Origin of the sequence: Polynucleobacter sp. QLW-P1DATA-2, assembly GCF_001870365.1 — a bacterium.
Classification (GTDB): Bacteria; Pseudomonadota; Gammaproteobacteria; order Burkholderiales; family Burkholderiaceae; genus Polynucleobacter.
Genome location: NZ_LZMQ01000003.1, coordinates 803287 through 817534 on the forward strand (window position 1 = coordinate 803287; position 14248 = coordinate 817534).

Consider the following 14248-nt stretch of genomic DNA (forward strand, 5'->3'; position numbering starts at 1 on the left):
TTATGATAATATACATAAATGATCGATCTTCATCAAATAGTAGGGTTTCAGTGGGATGCAGGAAACGCCTATAAGAGCCAGGATAAGCATGGAGTTACTCAGGGTGAGGCTGAGGAAATATTTTTTAATCAGCCTTTATTGATTTCTGGCGATGAGAAGCATAGTGAGGAAGAACGGCGCTATCTTGCGCTTGGAATCACTGGCGCAAAAGTGATGTTATCTGTAGTGTTTACTTTACGTAAAAAGGCAAGCTTAATTAGAGTGGTTTCTGCAAGACCAATGAGCAAAAAAGAAAGGGCATTTTATGAAAAAGCCTAACAAGATGATTCCCAAATTCAAGAACGAAAAAGAAGAGCGTGCTTTTTGGGAAAGAAATGATGCCTCAGATTATTTTGATCTGTCCAAGGCAGCAAAAGTGACGATGCCAAATCTTAAGCCTTCAACGGCGTCAATTTCTTTGCGCCTTTCCCAAAGCTTCCTAGAGAATATTAAAATACAGGCCAATAAGTTGGATGTCCCTTATCAGTCTCTGATGAAAATTTGGCTGGCTGAGAAGTTGGAAGAGGCTGTTAAGTAAGCGGTGAATAACTCTTTGTTTTTTGCCACAAAATCTCAACTACTATGACCCCTAAAGGTCAAATACATCCTGCAAGCGAAGCAGCAATCGAACGTTTTTGTGATGCTTGCTGGCTAGAGGATGGGTTGGCCAAGAATAGTCTATCGGCATATCGCAGAGATCTATTGTTATTGGCTCAGTGGCTCTATAAGGAGTCTGGCGCTGATTTATATTCAGTCCAAGAAAAAGATCTCACTGCTTATATTGCACATCGCCGTGCAGACAAGGCTACTACTGCTAATCGTCGTCTGACGGTATTTAAACGTTTTTATCGACATGCTTTGCGTATTAATTTAGTCAAGAACGATCCATGTATTGGATTACGCGCTGCAAAACAGGCATTACGTTTTCCAAAAACATTGAGTGAAGATCAAGTAAGCGCTTTGCTCAATGCGCCAGATATCGAAACACCTTTAGGTTTACGTGATCGTACGATGCTAGAACTCATGTATGCGAGTGGCTTGCGCGTCTCAGAAATCGTCTCCCTGAAAACCGTTGCGCTGGGTTTAAATGAGGGTGTTGTTAGGGTGGTGAATGGCAAGGGTGGTAAAGAGCGATTAGTGCCATTTGGTGGTGAGGCAGGTCAGTGGCTTCGTCGATATTTGGCAGAGGCCCGCACTCCCTTGTTAGAGGGTAAAACAACGGATGCCGTTTTTGTGGGGCGTCATACTGGTACGGGGCTGACAAGGCAGGCATTTTGGGCGTTGATTAAGCGTTACGCCACGGTAGCCAATATCCCAGTAGCTCTCTCACCCCATACACTGCGTCACGCTTTTGCAACCCATTTGCTCAATCATGGGGCTGATCTTCGGGTAGTGCAGTTGCTGTTAGGCCATGCAGATATCTCTACTACCCAGATTTATACCCATGTAGCAAGGGAGCGTCTTAAATCGATCCATCAGCAGCATCACCCTCGTGGATCATAATTGGAGTAGCAAAAGTGATTAAGATGATGCTATGACTCTGACCTTAGATTTTTTATTCATTCCAATTGCCTATCTCATTGGCTCTATTTCATTTGCAGTTGTGGTGAGTAAGTGTATGAACTTACCCGATCCCCATTCTTATGGTTCCGGTAATCCTGGTGCTACCAATGTGTTGCGTACTGGCAATAAATTAGCGGCCGCGCTCACTTTTCTGGGTGATGCACTCAAAGGTTACTTTGCAGTCATGCTTGCGCGAGTCTTATTGGGTGATCAGTCGTTAACGAGCACTATAGGATCTTGGGTCTTGTGTGGCGTAGTGCTTGCCGTTTTTCTGGGACATTTATTTCCGATATTTCATGGCTTTAAAGGTGGCAAAGGAGTCGCTACAGCTTGCGGAATTTTATTTGGCGTCAATGTAATCCTTGGCGCCGCTACCTTAAGCACCTGGATTATTGTGGCTGTATTCCTGAGATATTCATCTTTAGCTGCATTGGCTGCAGCCGTTTTTGGACCTATCTATTTTGTATTCCTATTTGGCTTTCAGCCGTTGGGAATTGCACTCTTGTTAGTTTGTATTCTCTTGATTTGGCGTCATCGTAGCAATATTAAAAACTTACTTAATGGCACCGAGAGTCGTATCGGTTCTAAGAAGAGTAAGACCTGAGGTGATTGCTAAAGTAGCTCAACAGTAAAGAAAGTATCTCCATGACAATCGCTTATGCCTGCATTCTATTTATGGGATTATTCCCATATGTTGCCGCTGGCATTGCCAAGAAGGGCTTTGAGCAATATGACAACAGTATGCCAAGGCAATGGTTAGCTAAGCAAATAGGCTTTAGGGCGCGCGCTAATGCTGCCCAAGCTAATCTCTTTGAATCACTGCCACTCTTTTTTGCGGCAGTGATTATTGCCGGTATCGCTAATGCACCTCAGGCCAGAGTTGATCTTCTTGCTATTGGTTTTGTTATTGCTCGGATTGCATATCTCGTTTGCTACATCGCAAATTGGCCCACTACTAGATCGATTGTTTGGTTGCTAGGGCTTATTTGTGTCATCTCCATCTTCTTTCAGATCTAAATAGAACAACCACTAATATGACAGTCAAAAAAACATCTAAACAAGTAGCCGCTAAGGTTGATGCTAAGAAGTCTGTGCCAACTAAATCAGCGACGAAAAAAGTTACCACCAAGGAAGATGAGTCCGGTCTTCCACTTTCGGTTGTGATACGCCGTCGTATCGAAGCACAAAAAGCACGCTTTCATGCCAATGACAATATTGCTGCATTTATTAAACCGGGCGAGTTAGAGGGGCTGGTTGAAGAGGTGTCACAAAAGATGCAGGCTGTCTTGGAGAGCTTAGTGATCGATACTGAAAACGATCATAACACCCGTAATACAAGCCAGCGTGTGGCTAAGATGTATGTGCAAGAAGTCTTCAATGGTCGTTACGTAGAGCAGCCAACACTTACGAAATTCCCCAATGTGAGTCGCCTTAATGAGCTCATGATTATTGGGCCAATTACCGTACGGAGTGCATGCTCGCATCACCTTTGCCCGATCATGGGCCGTATTTGGATTGGAGTATTACCAAGCAAGGAGTCTGCCTTAATTGGCTTGTCTAAATACTCACGTCTAACAGAATGGGTCATGTGTAGACCGCAGATTCAAGAAGAAGCTGTCGTCGAATTGGCAGATATGTTGGAAAAGAAAATTAAGCCGATTGGTGTAGCGGTTGTGATGGATGCCGATCACTTCTGTATGCAATGGCGAGGTGTAAAAGATCGCGACTCTAAGATGATTAATAGTGTGATGCGCGGTGCTTTCTTGAAGGACTCCAATCTACGCCGTGAATTTTTAGCTTTGATTGATCGAAAATAATTGAAATGAGATTTTCGTGTTTTCTGATTACCTTGCTTCTTCTCACGGATTGTATTAGTGAGCCTAGTAAAAACGAAGATGCCTCAAAAAATAATCAAGTTACTTACCGGAAGGATCTCAGAGAGTGTCAAGAAGACTACCCAGAAACAGGTAGCGGGGTTTATCTACGACAGCGTGCAGGTTGCATGAATTTGAAGGGCTGGAAATAACTTCTTTTGGCTGAAGTTTTGGTGAGAACAATTCTCATCTATATTTGTATATAAATCAGTAGCTTACAAGCTTGCTAGCAAGTGCAAATCTTCTCCACTATGATCAACAAAGTTTTGTAACTGTGTAACTTTTTGTTGTCTTACTTTTTGGAGAACCCATGAAAAATAGTCGTCGCCAATTTATGATTTTGTCTGCTGCCGGTGCCTGTACTTTAGCTTTGAACGGCAAAGTTCAAGCTCAAGCAATGGTTGCTGATACTGATCCACAAGCTGCTGCATTGGGTTACAAATCTGATGCCACCAAAGTAGATAAAGCAAAGTATGCCAAGTATGCCGCTGGTCAAGCATGCAGTAACTGTGCACTTTTTCAGGGTGGTGCTGCAGCAAGTGGCGGCTGTCCATTATTTGCAGGCAAGCAAGTTTCTGCTAAAGGTTGGTGCTCTGCTTATGCTAAAAAAGCTTAAGCATCGCCTAGGTACCGAGAAGCAGTTCACTGCTTTGACTAATAAAAAGACCGCTACAGCGGTCTTTTTATTTCCTGAAAATATCGAGGCTATCCAAGATCTCAGGTTTATGGTGGAATGCAATAAATAATAAAAACCTCTTTGAGGTTATAAATATGAGACATACAGCTAAATACCTCATCAAACATTATTCGTTCTACTTTGGCGGAGATCAGCCTGAGGTAAGTTGGGCCGAACGCCTGCGATCCTGTGCCGGTGCATTTGTTGGGTTGATATTGGTCTTTACCATCGCCAAATTACTAGGCGAGCTCACAGGCATAGATGAATGGTTAATGGCTTCGCTGGGTGCAAGTGCTTTATTGGTGTTTGCTTTGCCAGGCAGTCCGATGGCGCAACCCTGGGCAGTTATAGCGGGCAATACCTTATCTGCATTTATTGGGATTAGCGCAGCCATACTCATACGCGAGCCATTATTGGCGATGCCAATTGCGGCTAGCTTATCCATCTTGGGGATGTTCGTATTACGATGCCTTCATCCGCCAGCTGCCGCAGTTGCACTCATCGCAATCCTAGGTCATGTAACACACTATCGCTACGCTTTTTTCCCGGTGATGATCGATTCCATCTTGCTAGTACTTGCAGGTGCAGTTTATAGCAACCTGACTGGTAAGCGCTACCCAAATAGACCTCAGTAATGAGGCCTATTTTCTGGGCTAACTCTTTACTGTAATAAAGCTTATTTAGTTTTGGTTGCAGCGATTGATGCGATGCAGTCTTTAATGCCATAGTTGTGATACTTGCCGGCATTTTCTTTTTTCAAGGATTGGGCGCATTCGATTACCGAATTGCGTACATTAATTTTTGGTGTATTACTTGTTGTCATTTTTAGCTCCTAGCTATTTTTTAATTGCGGGTATTTTTCATAAAGCTTTGCATAGCTTTCTTGAAGAAGGCTATTATAAAAATCTTGATGCCATACTTCAAAACCATGAAAGCCCATCGGCAGCATGCCAGTCTTTTCGACCCAGTAGCTTGGATCCATTTCTAGGGAAAACTGGGCGGCTGTGAGTATTGGACATGCATGAAAATATTGATCTACCGAGCCCCAGTAGCCAAAAAACGCATCTTCCATGAAGAAGGTTTTGCTAATGTGACCTTCTTTGCGCTGGAGTAAATCCATCGTAGAAGAAATCTTGCGTAGGGATAAGCCGCCGTTTCCAACATGAAAACGTTTTGTATTTACTTTTATTGGCCAGCGATTGAATAGGAAGCGATATTGTGGAAAACCAATTTTCCAAGGGGCGCCATAGTAGTCGTAACCTTGATTACAAAATGTGAGAATTTGATTGCTCAACAAAAATGCATCGAGCTGATAAATGAGTAGATATTCGTATTGGCTTGCAAATGCTTGATAAAAAGCGCTACTGATCACTAAATCGTTATAGCTTTGCACGCTGACAAAATGTTCTGGTGAATAGCGCTGCACCTGTAGATCAGGCCATAAATCCAGGTAATACTGAATATTCAGACCCTCAGGGCAAACCAGGGTCACATTCGCAATATCTAGTTCCCGCAACTGGAGCAGGGAAAGAGTCTCAGTTTTGGTGGGTATGGTCTTGTAAACAGGAACCGCTGTCACATAGCGCTGGTGAGGGGTGGAGGGCATTTCTAGGGATTTATAAAGAAGCTAGCTGAAGGGGGTAGATTGGGGTAAATGAGACCCAATGGGCCTTACAATAAGGGTTATTTCGTCAAAATACATAATCTGTGACTGATATTACGACAAACACCCAAAACACCCCCATAATCCCCGTGATTTTATGTGGTGGCTCTGGTACTCGTCTTTGGCCTCTATCAAGAGCAGGTTTTCCTAAGCAGTTTTTAGTACTTTCTGCTGATGAATCTAAGCAAAGTCTGTTTCAGCAGGCTATTGAGCGTGTCCGCTCAGTTGGGGCATTAGACATTTCTCTTGCCAAGGCATTAATAGTCACCAACGAGGAACATCGCTTCTTGGCTCTAGACCAGTTGCGTGAACTCAAAAACTTACAAGCAACTTTATTGTTAGAGCCCTCTGGCAGAAATACCGCACCTGCATTAACCATTGCAGCGCTTCAAGCTCAAGAAATGGGTAACGATCCTATTTTGGTGGTTACTCCTGCGGACCAAACGGTAACGGACAAAAATGCTTTTGTCAGCGCTTTGCATCAAGCAGTCAGCATTGCGCAAAGTGGAGCCATTGCTATTTTAGGTGTAACGCCTACCGCGCCAGAAACTGGGTATGGATATATCAAAACTAAAGCTCAATCATCTGGCGAGCTTAACAAAGATCCCTCAGGATTTGTGGTGGAGCGCTTTGTCGAAAAGCCTGATGCCAATACAGCCGCTCAATATCTCAAAGAGGGCGGCTATTTTTGGAATGGCGGCATGTTTGTTCTCAAGGCCAGCGTTTGGTTGGCTGCCTTGACTGAGTTTCGTCCAGACATCCTTGAGTCAAGCAAAAAAGCTTGGCAAGACAAAACCGCCGACACGTCTGGAGATGCACTATTTGTAAGGCCAGATCCCAAATTATTTAATCAAATTCCGAGTGAGTCGATTGACTATGCCGTGATTGAGAAGTGCCCAAATTCAAAATATCCAATCAAGATGGTCGCGCTCGATGCAGGCTGGAATGATCTTGGTGCTTGGGATGCAGTATGGCAGGTCGGTGCGCATGATAAAGATGGCAATGTGACTAGCGGCGATACCTTGCTAAGCAATACAAAAAATTCTCTAGTGCATGCCAGCACGCGTTTAGTGAGCGCTGTTGGAGTAGAAAATCTCATCATTGTTGAGACTGCAGATGCTGTTTTGGTGGCTGATCGTAGGAATAGTCAAGATGTCAAAAGTATCGTAACTCAGCTAGAGCAACAAAAGCGTGAAGAGAAAAATCTCCATCGCAAGGTATCACGACCTTGGGGTTGGTATGACAGCGTAGATGAAGGCGAGCGATTTAAGGTCAAGCGTATTCAGGTAAAGCCAGGTGCCAGTTTGTCGTTGCAAATGCATCATCACCGCGCTGAGCATTGGATCGTAGTCAAAGGAACAGCAGAAATCACCAATGGCGATAAGGTGCTGATTCTGACTGAAAATCAAAGTACTTATATTCCACAAGGCCAAACACATCGCTTGGCTAACCCTGGTAAGACACCGCTAGAGATTATCGAGGTGCAATCGGGCAGCTATTTGGGTGAAGATGATATTGTGCGGTTTGAAGATACTTACGGCAGAAGTTAGAAAGCTAAGAATCATTGGTATTAAATTTATAATGACTTTAATTAAGCAATAATTGAAGTAAAACAAGTAATAAGAATAGAAAAGTAAACGGGGCTAGAAAAATGACCACGCAAAAAGTAGCGTTAATTACTGGTATTACCGGACAAGATGGCTCTTATCTAGCTGAGTTCTTGTTAGAAAAAGGCTACATTGTTCATGGCATTAAGCGCCGCGCCTCCTCTTTTAATACTGAGCGTATTGATCATATTTATCAAGATCCTCATATCAACCACCCTGATCTCATTCTTCACTATGGCGATTTAACTGATACCAGCAATTTGGTGCGCATTATTCAAGAATGTCAGCCTGATGAGATCTACAACTTAGGCGCTCAATCTCATGTGGCAGTTTCATTTGAGTCTCCTGAGTACACAGCAGACGTAGATGCAATTGGTCCACTGCGTATGTTGGAGGCTATCCGCATTTTGGGCTTAGAAAAGAAAACCCGCTTTTATCAAGCTTCTACTTCTGAGCTCTATGGTTTGGTGCAAGAAATACCACAAAAAGAAACCACCCCGTTTTACCCAAGAAGCCCTTACGCGGTTGCAAAGATGTACGCCTATTGGATTACCGTGAACTACCGTGAAGCTTATGGCATTTACGCTTGCAACGGTATTTTGTTTAACCATGAGTCTAAGCGTCGTGGTGAAACGTTTGTTACTCGTAAAGTGACCCGTGGATTGGCAAACATTGCCCAAGGCCTTGAGAAATGTTTATTTATGGGCAACATTGATGCCTTGCGTGATTGGGGTCATGCTAAAGACTATGTGCGTATGCAGTGGTTGATGCTTCAACAAGATAAGCCGGAAGACTTCGTGATTGCAACTGGTGTGCAGTTCACTGTTCGTGAATTTATTATCCGTAGTGCTAAACAACTCGGTATCACCCTCAAATTTGAGGGTAAAGAAGAAAATGAAAAAGCAATTGTTGCAGCCATTGAAGGCGATAAAGCCCCAGCTCTAAAAGTCGGTGATGTGGTTGTCCAAATTGATCCACGCTACTATCGACCAACTGAAGTTGAGACACTCTTGGGTGATCCAACTAAAGCAAAAACAAAGTTGGGATGGGTTCCAGAAATCACTCTCGATCAAATGATCGTCGAAATGGTGGCTAGCGATCTAGAGAAGGCTAAGCAGCATGCTCTCCTGGAAAAGCATGGCTACTCTGTGGCTGTCGGTAAAGAGAATTAATCTCAAAAACTCAATCTAAAAAATTAAGATAAACCCTGGCAAGTAAATACGTGAGTAAGGATCTGAACCAAAAGATTTATATTGCCGGCCATCGCGGTATGGTTGGCTCAGCCATCGTCCGAAATCTGCAAGCCAAGGGCTTTAATAATATTGTGACTCGCACGCATGCAGAAATGGATCTTACAGATCAGGCAGCGGTAAAAGCATTCTTTGAACAAGAAAAGCCTGATCAAGTCTACTTAGCTGCAGCTAAAGTAGGGGGTATTCATGCGAACAATACTTTCCCTGCTGAATTTATCTATGACAACTTGATGGTACAAAATAACGTCATCCATCAGGCGTTTAAAGCTGGCGTCAAAAAACTCTTATTTTTAGGATCTAGTTGTATTTACCCTAAGCTGGCTGCACAGCCAATGAGTGAGGATGCCCTTCTCACTGGCAAGCTTGAATCCACCAATGAGCCTTATGCCGTTGCAAAGATTGCTGGTATCAAGATGTGTGAAAGCTATAACCGTCAATATGGCCAAAGCCATGGTGTGGACTACCGATCAGTCATGCCAACTAACTTGTATGGTCCCGGAGATAACTATCATCCAGAAAACAGCCATGTAATACCAGCCTTAATTAGAAGATTTCATGAGTCAAAGATCAATAATGCTCCAGAGGTTGTTATTTGGGGTACAGGCAAACCCAGAAGAGAATTTCTCTATGTTGATGACATGGCAGCTGCATCCGTGTTTGTCATGCATCTAGATAAAGCAACATACGATAGTCAAACGCAGCCAATGCAAAGTCATATCAATGTAGGTTATGGCAGCGATGTGACTATCAATGAGCTTGCGCAAGCAGTGGCAAAGGCAACGGGCTATAGAGGCAATATTGTTTTTGATTCCACCAAACCTGATGGCGCTCCTAGAAAGTGGATGAGCTCTGAGCGATTAAATGAACTAGGCTGGACGCCAAAGGTCAACCTAGAAGAGGGTCTTGTCCAAGCGTATTTAGCATTTGATGGGCAATAGTTTTTACATCCCCCAATGAAATTGCCCTCTCAACTTTCCAAGTTTGATTATGCGGTGTATGCAATTTCTTTATGTCTTTGTTTTTTGCTGTTTAAGCAGTCTGACCTCACGCATACCAATAGCTCCTCATTTGCTTTCCTTTATGGGCATTTTTGGGATTTTTATGATTACAACAAATCGCGTATGGGGGATAACAATTACCTCCCGATTTTTTATTGGTTCTTTGCGCTATGGAATATCCCGCTTAAATTATTAGGGCTTCTTCCTGAAGTGACGGGTGAGACTTGGATGCTGGCTACCCCCATCCAAACTATCTGGTCCAAGCTTCTTTTGGCTGTTTTTTTCTTTTGCTCCGTTAGCTTGGTTGGAAAAATCTCAGAGCAAATTAGCGCTACCGCTCTCCCTAATAAAATAAATCAAGATGGCTTGCCACCACGCTACCTCTTCGCCACCTCACCGATTGCGATTTTTGCTGTATTTATCTTTAGCGGCTACGATATTTTTGCTGTCTTTTTTATGCTTTTGGGAGTGCGCGCCTATTTTGCAAAAAACTTTAATTGGTTTGCTTTGTGGTTTTCAGTGGCAATTTCTTTTAAGTATTTTGCAGTATTGATCTACTTGCCACTCGTTCTGTTAATAGAAAAACGTCTGATCTATTTGGTGCTATATGGCCTATTAGGTGTTTCCATTACCGCTATCCAGTTCGCCTTGTATTGGCATAGCGATATCTTTCTTGGGGAAATTTTTGGCTTGGTGAGCGCTAAGGCTACAGGCCATGCAGTGAGCATACGCTTCGTCATAGCCAACATAGCTTATGGCGCCATGTGCTTATATTTATATTTTTCTAAACTCGACATCACTGCTGATCCGCAAGCATGGTATCGGCGCACTATTTTTGCTTGCATTCTTTCCTATGCATTGTTCTTTAGTTGGGTGCTCTGGCATCCTCAGTGGATTATTTTAATTACCCCCTTTATTTGCCTTTCTTATTCCTTCACCCGCAATCAAAAAACAATGCTTTGCATTGAAATCCTCGGCTATCTAGGATTTGCCATTTATTGCATGAATAATTGGGTAGGTAACGTGGATAACACCATGATCTATGGCGGAGTTTTTGGCGGCATCCTGCCACAAATGCATACCTTGGCAAGCGATGTTATCGGGCATAAATGGATGGCACTATCAAGAACTTTATTCTATGGATTACTTTATGCGCCGCTGTTGATGATGGTTTTGGAGCGATTTGATCCCATGATTGCTCGAAAGAGTGATGGATCAAAGCTGGGCTTCTGGGCGATAGGGCTGAGTTCAGAAAGAACGCTCTTTGATATTCGGTTTTTGGTGGCGACGTATTTTTATATCTTAGTCACGGCAGTCTGCCTTTACCGAGGATAGCAAGTCCTAGCTATTGAGTTTTTCATTAGGATGTTTTATTTCAGAGATCCAATAACGCATTAGTAGTCTCTCGGCATTGACTGGCCTGGCTTCAATCTCGCGCAAGGCATTTTTTAAGAAGGTTGGGTTAACTTCCGACCACTCGCTTACCGAAATGACTGGAAGCTCATTAAACAGGTCATTGATCTTTGCCGATTTCACAATTGGAATGCACCCTAACAATAAAGCCTCCCAAGTACGGTGGCAATCTAGGCCAGCCCCGTGAGGGCTCAATACAAATTGATACTTAGATTGCAGCGCCCAGGTGTTTGTCATGGGTGCAGGCTCTGGCTGAAAGTAACAAACTGTTTTATCAATTACATCCAGGCATGCCTTGCGATCGGCTCGGTCAATAGAGAAGTGCCAGTTACAAAATATTTTTGTCTCTCGATCGGCCAAGGGCTGAGATTGCTCAGCAATCGTTTTGAGCTGCAACTCTTGTAAGGCCGGCAAAATAAAGCCACCACCCCATTGCAGAGGATCAGCCCACAAATTGTGAATATTGATACCAATGGGGAGAGAAAAAATTTTAGGGGCATCGACATCCCTGTTCTGCGCAAACCATCTTACTAAATAGGGATTCTTAAGCAAGGTTTCTAAATGAATACCAAGGATGCTGTGGTTAATTGGTAAATCACTATCCCCGCTCACCAAAATAAAAGGCTGATCAATTTTTGGTAGGACTTCTTTGGCGAAGTAAGTTAACCCATCGCTTGAGACGTAAACAGAGGGTATGAGATTGTCGGACTGTAAGGCGGTACAGGTATTTATTTTGGAGATGATGCTATCAAGATAGTCGGTATTGGCATGACTTGATCGAGGATCGGCAGGATGGACATCACAGGCAAATAGAATGGAGCGACTATTTACAAAGGTGGCATTCCTGATGGAGTAGTTAAAACTATCACCCAATAAGATTTTGGTCGCTATTTTGCGGCGGTCGTACTTTTTGAGGAGCTTCCCCATGAGTCGGTAAAAAGGTCTGTGAAGCATGGAAATGGTGTGATTTAATGGGTGAAAAGCTTATTTTGACTCAATTATGTGGTTGCACTAGAAAATCCTACCTGTTTAGGGTGGACCCAAGAAGTGTGATGGCGATAAACGGCGTTAGCGGTCTTACCTTGAGGTTTTAGGGGGGGCAAACCCCAAAATTGGTTATAATTTCGAGAACAAAGACTAATTTATTGCAATGCACCAAATTATGTCGTCAATAGGGTCAAAAAGCCCTTTTTTCTTGTAAAATCAAGGTTTTAATCGCTTAAAGGTTGTAATGAAGGCTGTCATATTGGCTGGGGGTCTAGGAACCCGAATTGCAGAGGAAACCTCTTCTCGCCCAAAACCTATGGTCGAAGTGGGTGGAAAACCGATTTTGTGGCACATCATGAAGATGTACTCTGCTCATGGAGTGAATGAATTTGTCATCTGCTGTGGCTATAAGGGCTACATGATCAAGGAGTACTTTGCGAATTACTTCTTGCATATGTCCGATGTCACTTTTGATATGGCAAACAACAATGCCATGCAAATTCACCAGCAATATGCAGAGCCCTGGAAAATCACCTTAATTGATACTGGTGAAAATACCCTAACGGGTGGTCGCCTTAAGCGTGTGCGCCAATATCTGGGCGATGAGGATTTTTGTTTTACCTACGGCGATGGTGTGGGCGATGTAGACCTCACTAAATTAATCGCTTTTCATAAAGCGCATGGTAAGCAAGCTACCGTGACTGCAGTTCAGCCCCCCGGTCGTTTTGGTGCGTTGGATATGAGCGGTACTGCCGTAAATAGTTTTGTAGAAAAACCGCATGGCGATGGTATGTACATCAATGGTGGTTTCTTTGTACTTTCTCCCAAAGTCATTGATCTGATTGAGGATGACTCCACAATTTGGGAGCGTAAGCCTTTGGAAAATTTAGCAACCTCCGGTCAGCTACAAGCATTTACGCATAATGGTTTTTGGCAGCCGATGGACACCCTGCGTGATAAACAACATCTCGAAGAGTTGTGGGCAAGTGGTAAAGCTCCATGGAAAGTTTGGGCATAAAAATGTCCGCACAGCCCAACCCCGAGGTTGCGAGCCGAGCTTCTATTGCTGCAGTCAATCCATCCTTTTGGAATGGTAGGCGGGTATTTTTAACTGGGCACACTGGTTTTAAGGGCGGCTGGTTGTCTCTGTGGCTCGCTTCAATGGGTGCCAAGGTGACGGGTTACGCATTGGCGCCAAATACAACCCCCAACTTTTTTGAAGTTGCCGGGGTTCAAGGTGATCTTGAGCAATCTCATATTGCTGATATTCGTGATTTGGATAAATTGCAAAAAGCAATGGCCGATTCCAAGCCGGAGATTGTGATTCATATGGCAGCCCAACCTTTAGTGCGCTACTCATATGCCAATCCGGTAGAAACCTATGCCACCAATGTCATGGGTACAGTCCACGTGCTCGAATCCATTCGTACGTTAGATTGTGTTCGTGCCGCTGTGATTGTTACTACCGACAAGTGTTATGAGAATCAAGAGTGGGCTTGGGGTTATCGCGAGAATGAGCCGATGGGTGGTCATGACCCCTATAGCAATAGCAAAGGCTGCGCTGAGTTAGTCACTAGCGCTTACCGCCAGTCATATTTTTCACCAGATAAATATACTCAACATAAAGTAGCTATTGCGTCAGCGCGCGCAGGTAATGTGATTGGCGGTGGCGATTGGTCTGAGGATCGTTTGATACCGGATGCCATTAAAGCATTTGAAGCGAAAGAATCATTGATGATTCGCAACCCCTTGGCTATTCGTCCTTGGCAGCATGTCTTAGAACCATTATCTGGCTACTTAGTATTAGCCCAATCTCTTTATCAAGAGGGTGCCAAGTTTGATGGCGGTTGGAACTTTGGGCCACGTGATGATGATGCAAGATCAGTGCAGGATGTAATTAATCTCTTAATTAAAAATTGGGGCTCTACAGCAAGCTGGACTCAAGACAAAAGTGAGCAGCCTCACGAAGCGCATTCATTAAAGCTGGATTGCTCTAAAGCTCGCCAGTATTTAAATTGGACTCCAAAGTGGAGCCTTGAGCAGGCGATTCAAAAAATTACAGAGTGGCAGCGCGGCTTTCAAAATCAAGTGGATGTGAAAAAATTGTCTCAAGAGCAAATCAAGATGTATTTGAAGGGTTAAAAGTAGTTGGTTTATATATTGAATGAAGTGATT

At 43.6% G+C, this 14248-nt stretch carries 17 protein-coding genes; 14 read left to right on the plus strand and 3 right to left on the minus strand.

What is annotated here, in order from left to right; genetic code table 11:
• Nucleotides 1-18: 18 nt before the first annotated feature.
• The 8 genes from A9236_RS06725 (at nucleotide 19) to A9236_RS06760 (ending at nucleotide 4787) form a co-directional block, all read left to right on the plus strand.
• The gene (locus A9236_RS06725) at nucleotides 19-318 is read left to right on the plus strand and encodes a BrnT family toxin (protein WP_071464644.1); all 300 of its coding nucleotides are present in this window, start codon (nucleotides 19-21) and stop codon (nucleotides 316-318) included.
• Nucleotides 305-577, plus strand: a complete 273-nt coding sequence (locus A9236_RS06730; protein ID WP_071464645.1) for a BrnA antitoxin family protein — start codon at nucleotides 305-307, stop codon at nucleotides 575-577. The genes A9236_RS06725 and A9236_RS06730 overlap by 14 nt, the downstream gene beginning before the upstream one ends.
• A 44-nt stretch (nucleotides 578-621) precedes the next feature.
• Complete coding sequence (gene xerD, locus A9236_RS06735) at nucleotides 622-1542, plus strand: site-specific tyrosine recombinase XerD (protein ID WP_071464646.1); 921 nt, start codon at nucleotides 622-624, stop codon at nucleotides 1540-1542.
• A gap of 31 nt (nucleotides 1543-1573) precedes the next feature.
• Nucleotides 1574-2206, plus strand: coding sequence for a glycerol-3-phosphate 1-O-acyltransferase PlsY (plsY, locus tag A9236_RS06740; protein WP_071464647.1), 633 nt, complete (start codon nucleotides 1574-1576; stop codon nucleotides 2204-2206).
• A gap of 41 nt (nucleotides 2207-2247) precedes the next feature.
• The gene (locus A9236_RS06745) at nucleotides 2248-2619 is read left to right on the plus strand and encodes an MAPEG family protein (RefSeq protein WP_071464648.1); all 372 of its coding nucleotides are present in this window, start codon (nucleotides 2248-2250) and stop codon (nucleotides 2617-2619) included.
• A 17-nt stretch (nucleotides 2620-2636) separates the two neighbouring features.
• Nucleotides 2637-3419: a GTP cyclohydrolase I gene (gene folE / locus A9236_RS06750; RefSeq protein WP_083393428.1), complete on the plus strand. Its 783-nt coding sequence runs from the start codon at nucleotides 2637-2639 to the stop codon at nucleotides 3417-3419.
• Between the two features lie 367 nt (nucleotides 3420-3786).
• Nucleotides 3787-4092, plus strand: a complete 306-nt coding sequence (locus tag A9236_RS06755; protein WP_071464649.1) for a high-potential iron-sulfur protein — start codon at nucleotides 3787-3789, stop codon at nucleotides 4090-4092.
• Nucleotides 4093-4247: 155 nt separating this feature from the next.
• A complete protein-coding gene (locus A9236_RS06760; protein WP_071464650.1) occupies nucleotides 4248-4787 on the plus strand; it encodes an HPP family protein in 540 nt (179 codons plus the stop codon).
• Nucleotides 4788-4828: 41 nt separating this feature from the next.
• On the opposite strand, the gene A9236_RS11075 is transcribed toward A9236_RS06760, so the two are convergent.
• Nucleotides 4829-4975, minus strand: coding sequence for a hypothetical protein (locus A9236_RS11075; RefSeq protein ID WP_161485609.1), 147 nt, complete (start codon nucleotides 4973-4975; stop codon nucleotides 4829-4831).
• A 9-nt stretch (nucleotides 4976-4984) separates the two neighbouring features.
• A complete protein-coding gene (locus A9236_RS06765) occupies nucleotides 4985-5758 on the minus strand; it encodes a DUF5672 family protein (protein WP_071464651.1) in 774 nt (257 codons plus the stop codon).
• A gap of 101 nt (nucleotides 5759-5859) precedes the next feature.
• On the opposite strand from A9236_RS06765, the gene A9236_RS06770 reads away from it, so the two are divergent.
• The 4 genes from A9236_RS06770 to A9236_RS06785 all read left to right on the plus strand — a co-directional run bounded on the left by A9236_RS06770 (nucleotide 5860) and on the right by A9236_RS06785 (nucleotide 11008).
• Complete coding sequence (locus A9236_RS06770) at nucleotides 5860-7365, plus strand: mannose-1-phosphate guanylyltransferase/mannose-6-phosphate isomerase (RefSeq protein ID WP_071464652.1); 1506 nt, start codon at nucleotides 5860-5862, stop codon at nucleotides 7363-7365.
• Nucleotides 7366-7466: 101 nt separating this feature from the next.
• The gene (gene gmd, locus A9236_RS06775; protein WP_071464653.1) at nucleotides 7467-8594 is read left to right on the plus strand and encodes a GDP-mannose 4,6-dehydratase; all 1128 of its coding nucleotides are present in this window, start codon (nucleotides 7467-7469) and stop codon (nucleotides 8592-8594) included.
• A gap of 50 nt (nucleotides 8595-8644) precedes the next feature.
• Complete coding sequence (locus A9236_RS06780) at nucleotides 8645-9613, plus strand: GDP-L-fucose synthase (RefSeq protein WP_143070590.1); 969 nt, start codon at nucleotides 8645-8647, stop codon at nucleotides 9611-9613.
• 15 nt (nucleotides 9614-9628) lie between these two features.
• The gene (locus tag A9236_RS06785) at nucleotides 9629-11008 is read left to right on the plus strand and encodes a hypothetical protein (RefSeq protein WP_071464654.1); all 1380 of its coding nucleotides are present in this window, start codon (nucleotides 9629-9631) and stop codon (nucleotides 11006-11008) included.
• A 6-nt stretch (nucleotides 11009-11014) separates the two neighbouring features.
• On the opposite strand, the gene A9236_RS06790 is transcribed toward A9236_RS06785, so the two are convergent.
• Entirely contained in the window at nucleotides 11015-12013 is a 999-nt protein-coding gene (locus A9236_RS06790; protein ID WP_071464655.1) for a hypothetical protein, read from the minus strand.
• A gap of 304 nt (nucleotides 12014-12317) precedes the next feature.
• On the opposite strand from A9236_RS06790, the gene rfbF reads away from it, so the two are divergent.
• Both rfbF and rfbG read left to right on the plus strand, forming a co-directional pair.
• Nucleotides 12318-13091, plus strand: a complete 774-nt coding sequence (rfbF, locus tag A9236_RS06795; RefSeq protein WP_071467810.1) for a glucose-1-phosphate cytidylyltransferase — start codon at nucleotides 12318-12320, stop codon at nucleotides 13089-13091.
• Between the two features lie 2 nt (nucleotides 13092-13093).
• A complete protein-coding gene (gene rfbG / locus A9236_RS06800) occupies nucleotides 13094-14215 on the plus strand; it encodes a CDP-glucose 4,6-dehydratase (protein ID WP_071467811.1) in 1122 nt (373 codons plus the stop codon).
• Nucleotides 14216-14248: the final 33 nt, after the last annotated feature.